This is a genomic window from Sphingobacterium sp. SGR-19, assembly GCF_011043555.1.
Taxonomy (GTDB): Bacteria; Bacteroidota; Bacteroidia; order Sphingobacteriales; family Sphingobacteriaceae; genus Sphingobacterium.
Genome location: NZ_JAAKGS010000009.1, coordinates 62,395 through 77,377, shown reverse-complemented (window position 1 = coordinate 77,377; position 14,983 = coordinate 62,395). Strand labels below are relative to the sequence as shown.

Genomic DNA, 14,983 nt, shown 5'->3' with positions numbered 1-14,983 from the left:
AAAATAATATATTTATAACATTTTTGGCAAATGGCAGCCAAGGAAACATATTTAATTTTGTAACCAATTTATGTGATTAGATTTTGAATAAGTACGGTTCATATTCAGATTTAGAACTTGTAACGGAGCTCCAAAAAGGGGATCAAGCCGCTTATACGGAAATCTATCATCGGTTCAAGATTCCCCTTTATACTTTTTTATGGCGCCGGATACATGATAAAGAACTTGTGACCGACATCTTGCACGATGTTTTTTTAGCTATTTGGGAAAAACGGGAACAAATCCGTTATGATACTTCCTTATCAGGCTATCTTTTCTCTGCCGTGCGGAATAAACTCTTAGATACTATCGCGCACGAAAAGGTTAAACAACGTTATATCGACAGTTTCTATGAATTTATCCATATTGCGGACATGTCAGCCGACGATTTGGTCCGTTCCAAAGAGATGTCCCAGCTTATCGCAACGGAAATATCAGCCCTTCCACCAAAAACCCGAGAGGTGTTTGAGCTAAGTAGACAGTATAACCTTAGCCGAAAAGAAATAGCGCAACAACTAGGTATATCGGAGCAAACAGTGAAAAGCCACATGTTTAACGCGCTAAAAACACTAAAACTAAAACTGGGTTCTTTTCTTTTTTTATTTTTTTTATAATTTCTTCTAACCCTTTTATCCGCCATTCCCGTCTACCTTATAAAACCATATAAACAAGGTACATGGATAAAACAGATATCAAAGAGCTGTTTGCACGCTATAAGGCAGGACACTGTACGGACGAAGAGATTCAACTGCTCCATAAATGGCTTATGGACGGCCAATTTGAATCATCTGACATACCAGAAGAAGCTATATTGGAAGATTTAAAACAACTGGAAGCATCACTACCGCTAAAACAACCACAAAAAACCTATAGCTTACGTCACATCATCGGATATGCAGCCTCACTATTGTTTATATTTGGATTAGGCTATTACGTCTATACGGCATTCTTATCTAGCAATGAAAATCTGGAACAACATAGTGAAATCGCATTATTGGCACCCGGCTCTAACAAAGCCTTATTAAAGCTGGCCGATGGTTCGTCCATACCTTTAGACATAGCCGAAAGAGATAGCATTATGCATATCGACGGTTCCACCGTACAACTGAATAGTACCGGACAGTTAGTTTATTTATCAGAAGAAGAAGAAATCATAAAAAATCATGAGGTTATCACACCCATGGGAGGGCAATATGAAGTTATTCTTCCTGATGGTACGCATGTGTGGCTAAATTCCTCTTCTCAGTTACGTTTCACCAACACCTTCAAAACGCTTCCGGAGCGTCGGGTCGAGCTGGAAGGCGAAGCCTATTTTAAAGTTTCGAGAAATGTCAGCCAGCCGTTTATTGTTACCGTCCGCGGACAAGAAATAAAGGTACTGGGCACAGAGTTTAATGTAAACGCTTACCAAGAAAACCACTATGTAAAAGCCAGTTTAGTAGAAGGTTCCGTACTATTTAATCAGAAACAATTAAAACCGGGACAATCCGCTATATACGGTAACAACAAGACCTTAATACGGGATGAAAACATGGACGATATCGTCGCCTGGAAAAACGGCTATTTTGTATTCTTTGAAGAACCACTGGAAGAGGCTATGAAAAAAGTAAGCCGGTGGTATGATTTAGACGTTTCATTTACCGACCAAGAAACAAAATCTATCTTGTTTGGCGGTAGTATATCGAAATATGAAAATGCCCGGGAGGTTTTTAAGATGATAGAAAAAGCAGCCAGTAATGTAAAAATAGACGTGCAGGGCAGAACGGTGACAATAACCAAAATACAAACCAATAAATAGGAGGAAAATTATGATAAAATGACGTCTAAAGAATAACAAATTGGGAGTGCTGGAACCACCCCCAATTCACGTTATCTAATTGCAAACTAAAATGTTTAACCGATTTAATTTTAATCAGACTATCAAATGTATAAAATTTATACGACAATCACGTGTTGGCGATATATCACATTTTATAAGCACTTTATAAGATATATCGACCAATTTGGCATCCATGTTTTTAAAAGGAAACTAATCATGCGACTGAACCTTGTGTCTTTGCTTATTTTAGTAAGTTTCGTGCATGTCTTCGCCACTGGCCATGCACAAGAATTCTCATTTAGAGCATCTGCCCCTTCCGCAGAACGTATCTTCAGCGAAGTCCGAAAGCAAACGGGATACACCGTTTTATATTCGGGACTATCGTTGAGAGGAGTCACATTTTCGAATATTAATTTCGAAAAAACACCATTGAAAAATGTATTATCACACCTATCTGACGCTAAAGGCTGGGCGTACGAAATCGATGGCAAAACTATCATCCTACGACAAAGGAAACGAACCGCATCCGCTAATTCTTCAAACGCGGGAATACAAGATCCCGTACATGGTGTGGTACAAAATTCTTCGGGCGAGCTATTGGCCGGTGCCACTATACGGATCAAGGGCCAAAATACCCCCACTGCTGGAACAGACGCAGATGGTAGCTTTTCTATTTTAGCTGCGCCGGGACAGATCCTTATCATCAATATGATTGGATATCTACCAAAAGAAATAGCTATAGAATCTCAGAAACAGCTACAGATTATTTTAGAATCTGATTTTGTAGGCGTAGAAGAAGTTGTCGTACTAGGGTTTGGTCAGACACAGAAAAAAATTGCTCAGACAGGTTCTACCGCGTCCATTTCAAACAAAGAACTGATGCAAAGCCCTGTCAGCAACATCACCAATGCTTTAGCGGGGCGACTTCCGGGATTGATAGCGATTCAACGCTCGGGGGAACCCGGTCGCGATCGCTCTGACCTATATATCCGTGGTGTCGCGACACTGAATAGTGCAGCACCACTTGTCACCATTGACGGAGTACAAAAAGAATATTCCGCCATTACTACATTAGACCCAAATGAAATTGAAAATATTACTATCCTGAAAGATGCATCCGCTACTGCACTTTACGGTGTCAAAGGGGCAAACGGGGTTATTATCGTCACCACGAAACGCGGCACGGCAGGTAAACCTACTATAGCAGCGCGTTCACAAACCGCTATCCAAACACCGACCAGAATACCGCGTTTTTTAGACTCATATGGTTTTGCGACGTTATATAATGAAGCTTATCGCAACGATAATCCTACATCAGGTACTGTCCCCTATTCAGAAGAAGCCCTAGAGGCATATAGAACGGGTTCCGATCCGTTACTTTATCCGAATGTAGATTGGGCAAAAGAAGTGATGACCAATTCGATGAGCTCACAGACAAACTTTAGTATGAGCGGCGGAAGTGAACGGGCGCGATACTTTGTCAATATGGGTTACATGTACCAAGATGGTTTATATAAAACGGAGCCAAATGAATTGTATAACAACAATTTTGAGATGAAACGTTACAATTTCAGAAGTAATGTGGATCTTGATTTTGACGACGATTTATCTTTAGCGCTCAATCTATATGGCGCCATCGAAGATCGTAATTACCCCAATGTTTCATCAGCCAATATGTTCGGTGCTTATATTTCCCGTATTCCACCGAACGCCTTCCCCGTTCGCTATCCTACTGGCTTTTGGGGCTTACATCCTACTGGATATAGCAACCCGCTTCATCGGATAAACAGCACGGGATTTACGCAGGAATTTAATTCCTCTCTCTCGGGAATGGCGACCTTGACACGTAAGCTCAACTTTATTACGGAAGGCTTATCGGTCAAGGGAAATTTTTCATTTGACGGTTACTTTCGGAATAATTTTACCCGTCGCATGGATGTACGGTTAGCTGTATATAATGGAAGCGGAGATTACAACGATCCAACTAATTATGTATATAGAGGTCAAGATCTACCCCTAAGCGCTCCTACTTCTACCTATGGGCAGAACCGAGACGTTTGGTTAGATATGAGTTTAAATTATCACCGTACATTCGGGGATCATACTTTCACCGGTTTGTTGCTTGCCAATAGACAACAAAAAATTCTGGGAGGCCAAATTCCATTTGTCTCTCAAGGTTTAGTAGGCCGTATAGCGTATGATTATCAGAGTCGTATTTTTGCCGAGTTTAATGCTGGATATAATGGTACCGACAACTTTGCTAAAGCCAACCGCTATGGCTTCTTCCCAGCGGTATCACTAGGATGGGTTGCAATACAGGATCATCCAGTTATCAATTTACTGAAGTTACGGGGTTCATCCGGTATAACCGGAAATGATCAGCTCACTGTGACCGACAGACGCTGGCTTTTCATTGAGGAATTTCTGGACGGGAGCGGTTATAGTTTTGGTGAAACACTGGCAAACATAGAGGGTATCGCAGAAGGTCCGCTTGCCAACCCACTCGTTTCATGGGAAACCGCATGGCGCTCCAACATAGGTTTTGAATTAAATTTATTTAACTCCCGGTTATTCAGTACCACTATCGATTTGTTTTATGAAAAGAGAGACGATATGCTCGTCTTACCCCAAAGTATTCCTTATATGAGCGGAGTACCCGCTTCCAATCTTCCTCCAGCCAATTTTGGAAAAACAGAGAATAAAGGTTTTGAAATTGAAATCAAGCATGCTCATCATATTGGCGAGGTCAATTATTTCATAAATGCCAACACTTCGTTTGCGCGGAATAAAATCTTGGAAATGGATGAGGAAACTCGTGCTTACCCAAACCTCTTCCGTACCGGGCAACGTATAGGACAGGAATTCGGACTTAAGGCGATTGGGTTTTTCGAAAGCGAAGAAGATATTATAAACAGCAGACAACAAACATTTGGAAGAGTGGTTCCCGGTGATTTAAAATACTACGACACGAATGGCGATGGTATCATCGACAATAATGATGTCATGCCTATCGGAAAAAGTACTATTCCAGAGATGATGTTTGGTTTTTCAGGAGGCATCGATTATAAGGGTTTTGACTTCAGCTTTTTGCTACAAGGTGCATCTGGCTTCACTTATACACGCGAATTGGAAACAGCGTATGAGTTTTACAACGGTGGAAAGGTCATGGAAATGCATCTAGGCCGATGGACGCCCGAAACGGCGTCTACTGCCACTTATCCGGTATTGCATTCCGAATTTAGTGATAACAACCACCGTAAATCCTCCTTTTTTGTCCGTAAAGGTGATTATCTCCGTTTAAAAAACATGGAGATAGGCTACACCTTCCGCAACATTAATCTTTTTGACAAAAAAAGGCTAAATAATGTTCGATTGTATACAAATGGAATGAATTTATTTACCTGGGATAAGACGGAAGGAGACTTTGATCCCGAATCTCCTGGAGGTAGATATTGGACATACCCGCAAGTGAAGATATTTAATTTTGGTATATCTACAAATTTTTAACCCATGAAGAGACTTATTTTTATATTCACGATCCTATTCTTATACGGATGTGACGTTGATAAATATTTGGATAAAGCGGAATCCGGAGGAATGACATTGGATGAAGTCTTTGGCAGTTATGCATTGGCTGAACGCTATCTGTCGAATATCTATAGCAAATTACCCGTAGACTATACGAACAAATACACCAATGCGTCGGACGATTCAGAAAGCCCACACGGAACAGCTGGCGAAAATCAAATCAACAACGGGGTGTTTTCACCCGCAAGCAACCCTTTTAACAACTGGACAGCAAGTTATCAAGCGATACGGGCAGCCAACATCTTTTTACAGAATGCCGATCGTATTCCAGTGGTCAACGAAAACCAGAATACGGGAAAACCGAGGATGATTGGTGAAGCGATCTTTTTACGAGCTTATTTTTATGCCGAACTGTTTAGAAGATGGGGAGGCATACCGATATTGACTGAACCTCTGGAAATCAATGAGAACATGCAAATTCCGAGAAATACGGCTACTGAGGTGGTGAAATTTATTACAGACGAATGTGATAAAGCGGCCGATTTATTGGATATTGAACATCCTGCTATTCATTTGGGACGAGCCACCAAAGGAGCGGCTTTAGCACTCAAATCCCGTGTGTTATTACATTTCGCTAGTTCTTTACATAATCCCTCTAGCGATGCACAGGTATGGCAACGAGCCGCGGATGCTGCTAAAGAGGTAATAGACCTCAATTATTATCAATTGCACGCGAATTACAAAAACCTGTTTCATACCCGTGTTTCAAGAGAAATTATTTTTCAACGCACTTCCAACTATACCGATTTTACTTTGCAAACCTTTGTCCCGTCCCATGGCGGACAAGTTGGTATCACACCGCTGCAAAATTTAGTGGATATGTATGAAATGACCAACGGCGAACTCCCTTTCCTGGAGGAAAACCCCGGAATTTCTCCTACCATTAATCCAGCGTCAGGTTATAATCCCGATAATCCGTATGTTAATAGAGATCCACGCTTTTATATGTCCATCTTATATAACGGATCGACTTGGCGACAGGAATCGGTTTATACCTATGTAGGCGCATCGCAAGATGGTATAGGCGGCGGATTCAATAATACGACGACGGGCTATTATCTGGCAAAACTCGTTGACCAAAATGCAAGCCGTATTCCAACCGTACAAAACGGAACCTATTATTGGATTTATTTCCGTTATGCAGAGGTGTTACTGAACTACGCTGAGGCATTAAATGAAGCCTTAAATGCCCCCAATACAGAGATATATAATACAATAAACAGTATACGCAGCAGACCGGGAGTAGAAATGCCTCCATTACCATCCGGACTGTCGAAAGCGGATATGCGAAAGCGCATCAGAAATGAACGGAGAATAGAACTGGCTTTTGAAGGACACCGCTTTTTTGATGTGAAACGCTGGCGAATAGGAGCACAAGTCGTTCCAAATGCTTATGGTATGCGCGCGGTAAACAATAGTGATGGCACCTACACCTATACTCGTTTTTTAGTAGAAAACCGCGTATACCCGAGTCATTTCGATTTGTTTCCGATTATGCAGACGGAATTGAACAGGAATACAGCGCTAGAACAAAATCCAAATTATTAAGACATGAATAGAAGACAATTTTTATATGCAGTTGGTGCTACGAGCATTTTTCTAGCTTGTGGCAAGGGCAATGACACCGATATTCTACCGGATGAAGAAGAGGAAGTACTTTTTCGCTTTGCAATTGCTTCTGATTTACATTACGGCGAAATGAATACCGATTATGCTATGCATACACGCAATTTTGTCTCTGCTTTTAGAAGTTTCCATAAAACAAATCCATGTGCATTTCTGGTATTAAACGGCGATATTATACACGATGATCCTCGCTTTTTACCAGAAGCTTATGATGCGTTAAAAGATGTGCATGAAAAACTATATGTAACGCAGGGAAACCATGACCGCGTATCCGATAGCGTGTGGCTAGACACGTGGAAACAGGCTGTCAATTCGGATTTTACGATCGATGATATGGCTTTTATTTTCGGCACCACTTCAGACGTTTTTGGTTCATTAAAATGTCCTGATCTAGATTTTCTAAGAACCTCATTGGAAAAGTATAAAAACAAAAAACATGTGTTTATTTTCTGGCATATACATCCACATAGCCCTTCTATGGGTTGCACAGAAAACGTCAAGGAAGTTTTAAAGGATTATACAAACGTTAGGGCAGTATTCAATGGTCATGATCATAATGAAGAAGGTATTCGAAACATCGAAAAGATTCCTTACATGTTTGACGGACGTCTGGGAGGCAGTTGGGGTTCCTTTGACCGAAACTTCCGAATAATAGAGATAACAAAAAGTGAAATTATTACGTATCTCATGACTCCCTTAACAAGAAAAATGCTTAACAAATTTAATGTTTAAAAAATGAAAGGTTTATATATCAGTATATACATCATTTGGGGTTTTCTGCTCTTTTCTTGCAAGCAGGAAGGTTTCCAAAAAAGCGAACAAAATCCTGCGGATTACGCGAAGTTAGTCCGGATTTCAGAATTAGTTTATCTGTATGAATTAGACAATAGTAAGTCGTTTGCAGAACCCTCATATATGGAAGCAACTGTAAATGGTGTGGACAATAGATCGATACATGTCCAAGATGGATCTGATGTCGCAATTCGCATCTTTACAAATAATGCGTCCGCGTTTAATGTTAACGATTTGGTACGTGTAAAAGTCGGCGGAGAATCACTTATCTTGGACAATGCACATTATGTCCTAAGCACTTCCTCAGAAATAGCCGCCATAGGCTTTGGGTCCGGCAGTTTTTCAACAGTTACATTAGAAAATTTGACAACAGACATTCATAAATTCACCTCAAAAGTTGTCAATATAAACGATGTCGTTTTTAAGCAAAAAGAGGAAACGGGAGAAGTCACTTCTTATTTAATAAATCAAGACATTGCACCCGATTTAAAATTTTGGGTCAATATTCCCGTAGCATTGGGTTATGACATGCCTATGTCTATAAGCTCAGCTCGAGGCTTTTTGGTATATGAAAGCGGAAATGTATACATCAATGTCCGCACACAGGACGATATCCAAGAGGTCTATGTCGAGCCAACCATGATAGAAAAATTGTTAAATAACAGTACACTTATTCGTAATGTGGTTCAAAGTACAGAAGAGGAAATTGCTCCGGGTGTAAAAATGGGTGCTATGTCTTATATCAATAATTCGACTGGTGTCCTTGCTTCGTGTACCGTTCTGGAAGCTGATTTAAATAATCCAAAAGTGCGGGTTGAAGGCGGAAGTCCTAATGACGTCGGACCTCCATATACTGCTTTGCAGAACTTGACCGTCATGGCTACCCATAAAAACAACCGTTATTCAAGTACTGATTGGCGTGTATTGGCAGCAATTACTGGCGATATACAACAGGGAGCAGCACCTTCTTTTGTGGTGCGTGGACCAGTGGTGCGCTATGGTGCCGTTTTGTCAACTGATTTTTGGGATCCCACACATTATTTCTTTGGCATAAAGAAAAATGAGGGTACTCCCCTTATTGGTAACAGAACAGAATTTGAACAAATGAAAGATAATTTGGAACATGCCGTGGGCGGTATTGTATTGCTACAGAATGGTGAAATTCCTAGTCTCGCAGGAAATAGTGATGCGCGAGCGGCAATAGGTTATTCGGCAAACAACAAAGTTTATTTGTTTGTAGGAAACGGACGACATGAAAGTGTCGGAAATGGTTATACCCGCAGGGAAATTGCAGAACTTTTAAAAGCTCTGGGTTGTGAAGGTGGTCTTTATCTGATGGAAGGCGGTGCCTCTGTCGGTATTCTTGAAGATACAAATAGTGGTTCTTATAAACCTTTTTCACGTACACATGCTACAAATCCTGATCATAACCCGCCGTTGGCTTCATCTTGGATGATCGTCACTGAGAGGGATTAGGATATTTAAATATCTCTAGGGGCAACCACAAAGGTTGTCCCTTATTTGCAATACGCTTCATTATGAAAAATAAATTTGTCTGTGGAATATGTCTTTGCTTGTGGATAATACAAGGAGCTGCCCAAGCTCAAATTCGACAATATTACCATAAAGATCCCCAAAGCCTCTTGGAAGATCAAAGTACAATTATACTTGATCACGTCTATAAAACATTGGACAGATATCCACCTGATACACTGTATACAAACGAAAGAAAATTAGCACTTTTTTCTTTAGATGGCATATTGCATGACACACGTATGGATACTTCGATGACACTTAAAAATTATTTTAAATACGTTTTAGATCGAGTCATCGATTCTTTGCAATCGAATAAGACAGCGACAGGGATACGGATTTTTAAGGTCTACAATCACGGGTTTATTATCCAGAGTGAATCCGTAACTATTGCCATTGATCTAGTCGGAAGCAGCCGTCATTGGTATATTGACGACAGCCAGATACAAAAGCTAATTGATCTATCGGATGTTCTTTTCGTTACGCATCGACACGGAGACCATGCAGATGCCGCAGTGGCGGATATGTTTGCCAAACAAGAGAAAAAAGTCATCGTTCCTACTGGATTGTGGGAGGAAAAATCCAGCAATTACATTCACTTAAGAGATTCTTCCGCTACAATAACTAAAGATATTGTATTGGGCAATAGCAAGCAATTAAAAATTAAGGTTTTCCCTGGACACCAAGATAATGTACCCAATAATATCTATGCTATTACAACTCCCGAAAATTTGACCGTTATGCACACCGGCGATCAAGCAAACAAAAATGACCGTTCTTGGATTAGAGAGTTGAGAAACGAAGTAGAGACAGATGTACTGCTCCTCCACTGCTGGATGCCCAACTTGGAAGAAGCAATAAACAGTATAAATCCACGGCTAATCATCACTGGACATGAAAATGAATTGCAGCATTCCATCGACCATCGCGAACCTTACTGGTTGACGTTTAACAAAATGAAAAGCATAACCACTCCTTATGTTATCATGGCCTGGGGAGAATATTATCATTATAAACAGATTTATTAATTTGATACTTTCGTATATTGGAATATACTTATTATATGCACAAAAAAGTAGTAACAGACCCCATATTCCCCTACGGAATTGCAATAACGAGGAACGTTTTTATTAGTACGCGGAGGTAATTCACAAGAACGACGATCATCTCTGTAATCCTTCCGACCATCTTTGCCGCAAAGAAAAACGGAAACACGACATAGAGGTACGGAAATGTGACATTTCCGTACCTCTATGTTCAAAAGTCTAACAACATGATTAACCAGAAGCCACGAATAAACGTCAAGAGGGACGAGTAGAACATTTTTCTCTCCCAGCTAATTCTTCGGAAGTGCATCTCTGCCTTTCGGAAAAACGGAAATGCATCGTCTTTGCCCTACATTACCAACAAGAAATACAACAGTGCGCTGAATAGGTACCGCATCAGCTTAAAGAGGTGTCACGCCATGCATCAGAACTACCGCAACGGAGTAAAGAAGCACCACGTCACGTTAAAAAGGTATCGCATCATGTAGAAGAACTACCGCAAAATCAACTATAAAAAAATAAGGCAGACTAATAAGTCTGCCCTATTCTCATTATGATATATGTTATTGTTAGTCTTCTAAAGCTTTCACTCCCGGCAATACCTTACCCTCCATATATTCCAATAAAGCACCGCCACCAGTACTGACATAGCTGACATGCTCAGTCATGCCAAACTTAGACACCGCAGCAGCCGAATCACCACCACCAATAAGCGAAAAAGCACCGCGTTCTGTAGCTTTTACTACTGCATCTGCAACTGCCTTCGTACCCTTCGCAAATGTATCAAACTCAAAAACACCCATTGGCCCATTCCACAACAATGTATTGGAAGCACTTATAACCTCTGCAAAATGTTCGGAAGATTCCGCCCCAATATCCAATCCTTCCCTATCAGCAGGAATTTGGTCGTTTGGGCCATTGTAGGTATCCGCATCATTTGCAAATCTATCCGCGATCTGTGCATCGGTAGGAAGTACCAAATTCACTCCCTTTTCATCTGCTTTTTTCACTAATTCGTTGGCTAGATCTAATTTATCTAACTCGACTAAAGATTTTCCAATTTCTCCTCCTTGAGCTTTTACAAAAGTATACGCCATACCTCCACCGATAACCAAGTTATCCACTTTATCTAAAAGTGCCTCGATTAACTGAATTTTATCTGAAACCTTTGCTCCTCCCATAATGGCAGTAAAGGGGCGTTCCGGATTATTCAATACTTTCTCCGCATTGTTGATTTCTGCCGCCATCAAATAGCCAGCATATTTGTTGTTAGGAAAAAATTGTGCAATAATCGCTGTAGAGGCATGTGCACGATGTGCTGTACCAAAAGCATCGTTCACATACACGTTGCCCAATTTCGCCAGCTTTTCCGCAAATCTAGCGTCTCCCTTTTCTTCTTCTTTATAAAAACGCAAGTTCTCCAAAAGAAGCACTTCTCCACCTTTTAGCGCTGCACTTTTTTGAACAGCTTCCTCTCCTATACAGTCATTGGCAAACTGTACGTCTACACCTAGTACTTTAGATAGATGTCCAACAATGTGCTTCAACGAATATTTGTCGGTAGGCCCTTCTTTTGGCCGACCCAAATGAGACATCAATATGACCGCACCGCCATCAGCTAAAATTTTTTTGATGGTAGGAGCAGCCCCTTGTATACGGTTATCATCTGTTATATTAAAATTCTCATCCAAAGGCACATTAAAATCTACTCGAACTAATGCCTTTTTGCCAGAGAAATTTAAATCATCAATAGTCTTCATATATGTCTTTTTATTTATGTATTATAGCCACGGCTTAAACCGTGGGCTAAATATAGAAAAAAGTAAGAATACTTGCACCTATTTATCTAATTTCAATCCTATACGGAATACGAGCTTGTATACCAGAAGACTTTAATACGGTACGAAGCTGCTCGACATGCTGTCTGTACTCGCCTAGCTCCTCATCCAACATCCATATCTTTATCCGCTCCTTGGATGTGCTAAATAACGTTGCGAACGGATCTTTCTGTGTAGGATAATACATTACTCTGTAATCTTTCAATTTCGCCTTTGCTGCCGCAGCTCGTATAGCTCGATCAAGATTTCCGATACCGTCTACCAGTCCACGTTCCAATGCCTGGCTCCCTGTCCACACCCTACCCTGTCCAATACTATCCACAGCGGATATTTCCATATTTCGACCTGCAGCCACTTTGCTCGTAAATGTATCATAAATACGGTTAACTTCCGCCTGTATAATGGCCTTCTCCTCTTCCGTCAACGGCCGGTCAACAGAAGTCATCAGATCTGCAAATTTACCTGTTTTGACCTCGTCCACACGTATCCCCAATTTATTGTTAAGCAGTCCTTGAAGATTAGGAATCAAGCCAAATACACCTATAGAACCGGTAAGTGTTTCCCTTTCAGCAAAAATAGAATCGGCCATAGTAGAAATATAATATCCACCAGAAGCGGCATAGTCTCCCATGGATACCATAATAGGCTTTACCTTCTTCGTCAACTCTACTTCACGGGCAATAATGTCGGATGCCAGTGCAGAACCGCCTGGTGAATTTACACGCAATACTACTGCTTTCACCCGATCGTCACGACGTAATTTCCGAAGTTCCCGAGAAAGTTTATCTCCACCTATATTACCTTCCATACCTTCACCATCAACAATATCACCATAAGCATACAACACAGCTACGCGATCGCCTTTTGTTTCTGTTTTTCCTTCCTTGTTATAATCCAATAAGGAAACAGCAGGGACATCCTTTTTCTCGTCGACTTCCAGGCGCTCTTTCAACTTAGAGAACACCTCGTCTTTATAACATTTACCGTCAATAAATTTATGATGAACAGCATCATCGGCATCCCTTATCAAAAAATTATTTGCAATATTTCTCAATGTATCAGTCGAAATCTGCCTTCCGTTTGATACATTCTCCAAAAATGTACTATATATACTCTCCAAATAGGCTGTCATTTGTTCCTTGTTCGCTCTGCTCATTTCATTCAAGATAAAAGGTTCAACAGCCGATTTATAGGTACCGACTTTGACAACCTGCATCTCTATCCCCAATTTGTCCAATGCTTCTTTCATAAACATGACGGAGGCGGAAAGCCCCTTAAACTCCAAAGAGCCTTCAGGATTCATATAAATTTCATCGGCTACCGATGCTAGATAATAAGCTTTTTGTGTATAGACATCGCTATATGCGACAATAAACTTACCGGATGATTTAAAGTCAACCAATGCGTCCCGGATCTCCTTTAAACTTGCCATACCGGTATTAACATATGTAGGATTCAGGAATATACCTTTTATGCGATCGTCCCCTTTTGCTGCGGCGATGCGTGAAAGGATATCGTTTAATCCCAGCGATTTCATCTCTTCGTAACCCGGTAAATTCATGCTTTCCCAGGGATTCGATGACGTACGCTCAAGAATATTATAATCTAACGAAACATACAGTACGGCACTTGACGGAACATAGATCTCCTCTTTCGCACCCATACTGCTCACTGTCGCCGTGATAAATCCAATCAGTATCAAAAATAAAACAACGAAAACGATGACCGTTCCTGTGATCGTTGCTAAAACATATTTAAAAAAAGACTTCATAATATCCTTTATTTTTTTCGTCTCTAATTTAGAGGTTTCTTTTGAAGAATTCGAAATTTAAATAGATTAGCTTTATCTTTAGATGATGAATAAGGTGTTTTTGTTATTAGGTGCAAATTTGGGGAATCCTGCCACGCAATTAGCAAAGGCTCTCGAGAAAATTGAAAGCCAGGTGGGAAAGATAGAAGCTTGTTCATCGTTATACGAAACGGAGGCTTGGGGGGTGACGGATCAGCCTAAATTCCTTAATCAGGTGACGTTAATATCTACTCATCTTTCACCGTTGGATCTCCTAGACGAGATACAAGCAATTGAAGACAATCTGGGACGTGTGCGCATATCGAAATGGGGTGCAAGGGTAATTGATATTGACATTTTATACTTTAATCAGGAATGTATTCAACACGAACGCTTAATTGTTCCACACCCGTATCTACCCGATCGACGATTTGTGTTGGTTCCACTCTCTGAAATTGCACCTCTCCTGGAACATCCTAAATTGGGCCTAACAACAGTTGATTTGTTAGCGCAATGTGAAGATAGTCTAAGTGTACATCCCTTTAATCCAAACGACGACGATGCAATACAGATTGATTAATCCATCGGTTTTCCAAGAGAATCTGATGAACGATAAAGAGTTGATCTTACAATTTCTTAAACTCTATCAAGAACAGATACCTTCTGATTTACAAGCATTAAAAGAGGCCGTCATGTCAGAAGTACGTATCGAGATAGCGAATAAGGCCCATCATATCAAACCCACCATGGAATATATTGGAGCACAAGCGTTGCGGGAGAAGCTGCAACAGCTGGAATATGCTGGAAAAAATGGCGAAGATATCTCCTATATCCATACATTGTTTTTGGATATAGAAAATGAGATATGGACACTACTGTGGGAAATCGCCGATTATCGCAGTAGACCATAGCG

11 protein-coding genes are annotated in these 14,983 nt (G+C 40.7%); 9 read left to right on the top strand and 2 right to left on the bottom strand.

Annotated elements, in window-relative coordinates; all coding sequences use genetic code 11:
• The first annotated feature begins 83 nt into the window (after positions 1–83).
• The 7 genes from G5B43_RS15645 to G5B43_RS15615 all read left to right on the top strand — a co-directional run bounded on the left by G5B43_RS15645 (position 84) and on the right by G5B43_RS15615 (position 10,425).
• On the top strand, positions 84–653 hold the full coding sequence (locus G5B43_RS15645) for an RNA polymerase sigma factor (RefSeq protein ID WP_165295746.1): 570 nt from the start codon (positions 84–86) through the stop codon (positions 651–653).
• 62 nt (positions 654–715) lie between these two features.
• Positions 716–1,837: a FecR family protein gene (locus G5B43_RS15640; RefSeq protein WP_165295745.1), complete on the top strand. Its 1,122-nt coding sequence runs from the start codon at positions 716–718 to the stop codon at positions 1,835–1,837.
• A gap of 237 nt (positions 1,838–2,074) precedes the next feature.
• Positions 2,075–5,365 (top strand): SusC/RagA family TonB-linked outer membrane protein, encoded by a 3,291-nt coding sequence (locus G5B43_RS15635; RefSeq protein ID WP_165295744.1) that lies wholly within the window; start codon positions 2,075–2,077, stop codon positions 5,363–5,365.
• 3 nt (positions 5,366–5,368) lie between these two features.
• Positions 5,369–6,994, top strand: a complete 1,626-nt coding sequence (locus G5B43_RS15630) for a RagB/SusD family nutrient uptake outer membrane protein (protein WP_165295743.1) — start codon at positions 5,369–5,371, stop codon at positions 6,992–6,994.
• 3 nt (positions 6,995–6,997) lie between these two features.
• Positions 6,998–7,804, top strand: a complete 807-nt coding sequence (locus tag G5B43_RS15625; RefSeq protein WP_165295742.1) for a metallophosphoesterase family protein — start codon at positions 6,998–7,000, stop codon at positions 7,802–7,804.
• A gap of 3 nt (positions 7,805–7,807) precedes the next feature.
• Entirely contained in the window at positions 7,808–9,340 is a 1,533-nt protein-coding gene (locus tag G5B43_RS15620; RefSeq protein WP_165295741.1) for a phosphodiester glycosidase family protein, read from the top strand.
• Between the two features lie 62 nt (positions 9,341–9,402).
• The gene (locus tag G5B43_RS15615) at positions 9,403–10,425 is read left to right on the top strand and encodes an MBL fold metallo-hydrolase (protein ID WP_165295740.1); all 1,023 of its coding nucleotides are present in this window, start codon (positions 9,403–9,405) and stop codon (positions 10,423–10,425) included.
• A gap of 587 nt (positions 10,426–11,012) precedes the next feature.
• Here the strand turns inward: G5B43_RS15615 and G5B43_RS15610 are convergent.
• Both G5B43_RS15610 and sppA read right to left on the bottom strand, forming a co-directional pair.
• A complete protein-coding gene (locus G5B43_RS15610; RefSeq protein ID WP_165295739.1) occupies positions 11,013–12,203 on the bottom strand; it encodes a phosphoglycerate kinase in 1,191 nt (396 codons plus the stop codon).
• A gap of 82 nt (positions 12,204–12,285) precedes the next feature.
• Entirely contained in the window at positions 12,286–14,052 is a 1,767-nt protein-coding gene (sppA, locus tag G5B43_RS15605) for a signal peptide peptidase SppA (RefSeq protein ID WP_165295738.1), read from the bottom strand.
• Positions 14,053–14,134: 82 nt separating this feature from the next.
• Here sppA and folK point away from each other — a divergent pair, with 82 nt between their 5' ends.
• Together folK and G5B43_RS15595 are read left to right on the top strand one after the other, a co-directional pair.
• The gene (gene folK, locus G5B43_RS15600; RefSeq protein ID WP_240904888.1) at positions 14,135–14,650 is read left to right on the top strand and encodes a 2-amino-4-hydroxy-6-hydroxymethyldihydropteridine diphosphokinase; all 516 of its coding nucleotides are present in this window, start codon (positions 14,135–14,137) and stop codon (positions 14,648–14,650) included.
• Entirely contained in the window at positions 14,631–14,981 is a 351-nt protein-coding gene (locus G5B43_RS15595) for an Hpt domain-containing protein (RefSeq protein WP_165295737.1), read from the top strand. The genes folK and G5B43_RS15595 overlap by 20 nt, the downstream gene beginning before the upstream one ends.
• The last annotated feature ends 2 nt before the right edge of the window (positions 14,982–14,983 follow it).

Bases quoted from the DNA above. Each gene is read 5' to 3' on its own strand.
- G5B43_RS15615 (WP_165295740.1), top strand. From the start codon at position 9,403: ATGAAAAATAAATTTGTCTGTGGAATATGTCTTTGCTTGTGGATAATA.
- G5B43_RS15610 (WP_165295739.1), bottom strand. From the start codon at position 12,203: ATGAAGACTATTGATGATTTAAATTTCTCTGGCAAAAAGGCATTAGTT.
- sppA (WP_165295738.1), bottom strand. From the start codon at position 14,052: ATGAAGTCTTTTTTTAAATATGTTTTAGCAACGATCACAGGAACGGTC.
- G5B43_RS15620 (WP_165295741.1), top strand. From the start codon at position 7,808: ATGAAAGGTTTATATATCAGTATATACATCATTTGGGGTTTTCTGCTC.
- G5B43_RS15635 (WP_165295744.1), top strand. From the start codon at position 2,075: ATGCGACTGAACCTTGTGTCTTTGCTTATTTTAGTAAGTTTCGTGCAT.
- G5B43_RS15595 (WP_165295737.1), top strand. From the start codon at position 14,631: ATGCAATACAGATTGATTAATCCATCGGTTTTCCAAGAGAATCTGATG.
- G5B43_RS15625 (WP_165295742.1), top strand. From the start codon at position 6,998: ATGAATAGAAGACAATTTTTATATGCAGTTGGTGCTACGAGCATTTTT.
- folK (WP_240904888.1), top strand. From the start codon at position 14,135: ATGATGAATAAGGTGTTTTTGTTATTAGGTGCAAATTTGGGGAATCCT.
- G5B43_RS15640 (WP_165295745.1), top strand. From the start codon at position 716: ATGGATAAAACAGATATCAAAGAGCTGTTTGCACGCTATAAGGCAGGA.
- G5B43_RS15630 (WP_165295743.1), top strand. From the start codon at position 5,369: ATGAAGAGACTTATTTTTATATTCACGATCCTATTCTTATACGGATGT.